Source organism: Neisseria sp. P0021.S005, from assembly GCF_051956955.1.
Window position 1 is genome coordinate 1 of sequence record NZ_JBQCWY010000521.1, and the last position, 2,175, is coordinate 2,175.

Sequence of the window (2,175 nt, forward strand, 5' to 3'; positions counted from 1 at the left end):
GTTATTCCCTTTTTCTCGCCCGTAATCTTGATTCCGGCAAACTCAAGCCCGAAATTTTCCTGCCTATGCTGGACAAGGCGTTGACCGAAGCTGATTTTCAAGCTTTTGCCGATTGGGACAAAATCCGCGCGGAAGAAAACGAGGAAGAATTAGCGCGGCAGTTGCGCGAGTTGCGCCGTTATGTCGTGTCGCAGATTATCGTGCGCGATATCAACCGCATCAGCGATTTGAACGAAGTAACCCGTACGATTACGCTGTTTGCCGATTTTGCCGTGAATACTGCGTTAGACTTTTCTTACGCCTATTATCAGGATATGTATGGTACGCCGATCGGGCGTTATACGAAATCGCCGCAGTATTTGAGCGTGGTGGCGATGGGCAAGGCGGGCGGCTATGAGTTGAACGTGTCTTCCGACATCGACTTGATTTTCGTCTATCCCGAATCGGGCGACACCGACGGCAGGCGCGAACGGGGCAATCAGGAGTTTTTCACCAAAGTCGGGCAGAAATTGATTGCGCTGCTGAATGACATCACCGCCGACGGGCAGGTGTTCCGCGTCGATATGCGGCTGCGGCCGGACGGCGATTCGGGCGCGCTGGTGTTGAGTGAAACCGCGCTGGAACAATATTTGATTACGCAAGGGCGCGAATGGGAACGCTATGCGTGGTGCAAAGGCCGCGTGGTTACGCCGTATCCGAACGACATCAAAGCGCTGGTACGCCCCTTTGTGTTCCGCAAATATCTGGATTACAGCGCGTATGAAGCGATGCGCAACTTGCACCGCCAAATCCGCAGCGAAGTTAGCAAAAAAGGCATGGCGGACAACATCAAACTCGGCGCAGGCGGCATCCGTGAAGTTGAATTTATCGCCCAGATTTTCCAGATGATACGTGGCGGCCAAATGCGCGCGCTGCAACTGAAAGGCACGCAAGAAACGCTGAAGAAACTTGCCGAGCTGGGCATCATGCCGTCTGAAAACGTCGAAACCCTGCTTGCCGCCTACCGCTTCCTGCGCGACGTCGAACACCGACTGCAATACTGGGACGACCAGCAAACCCAAACCCTGCCTGCCTCACCCGAACAGCAGCAACTGCTCGCCGAAAGCATGGGTTTCGACAGCTACGCCGCCTTTTCAGACGACCTCAACATTCACCGCACCAAGGTCAATCAGTTGTTCAACGAAATTTTGAGCGAACCCGAAGAACAAACCCCCGACAATAGCGAATGGCAGTGGGTATGGCAGGAAAAGCCCGACGAAGAAGAGCGGCAAGGCCGTCTGAAAGAACACGGGTTCGATGCCGAAACCATCGCCGCAAGGCTAGACCAAATCCGGCACGGTCATAAATACCGCCACCTCTCCGCACACGCCCAGCCGCGTTTTGACGCCATTGTGCCGCTGTTCGTACAGGCGGCGGCCGAGCAACCCAATCCGACCGATACGCTGATGCGGCTGTTTGATTTCCTCGAAAACATCAGCCGCCGCTCCGCCTATCTCGCCTTCCTTAACGAACATCCGCAAACCTTGGCGCATCTGGCACAAATCATGAGCCAAAGCTCATGGGTGGCGGCGTATCTGAGCAAATACCCGATTCTGCTGGACGAACTCATCAGCGCCCAGCTTTTGGATACCACGTTTGACTGGCCGGCCCTTGCCGCCGCACTTTCAAACGACCTCAAAGCCTGCGGCGGCGATACTGAAGCGCAAATGGACACATTGCGCCATTTCCAACACGCCCAAGTCTTCCGCCTCGCCGTTCAAGACCTTGCCGAATTGTGGACGGTAGAATCACTTTCCGATCAACTCTCCGCACTTGCCGACACCATCCTCGCCGCCGCTGTGCCATGCGCGTGGGCGGATATGCCCAAAAAACACCGCGACACGCCGCAATTTGCCATCATCGGCTACGGCAAACTGGGCGGTAAAGAGCTCAGCTATTCCTCCGACCTCGACTTGGTCTATCTTTACGACGACCCGCATTCCGATGCAGGCGACGTTTACAGCCGCCTTGCCCGCCGCCTGACCAACTGGCTTTCCGCCGCCACCGGAGCAGGCAGCCTCTACGAAACCGACCTGCGCCTGCGCCCCAACGGCGACGCCGGCTTCCTCGCCCACAGCATCGCCGCCTTCGAAAAATACCAGCGCGAAAACGCCTGGACGTGGGAACACCAGTCCC

At 56.4% G+C, this 2,175-nt stretch carries 1 protein-coding gene; it reads left to right on the forward strand.

Annotated elements, in window-relative coordinates; all coding sequences use genetic code 11:
* Positions 1 to 2,175 (forward strand): bifunctional [glutamate--ammonia ligase]-adenylyl-L-tyrosine phosphorylase/[glutamate--ammonia-ligase] adenylyltransferase (glnE, locus tag ACTHUE_RS16385; protein ID WP_440424000.1); only part of this gene is annotated, 2,175 nt, incomplete at both ends.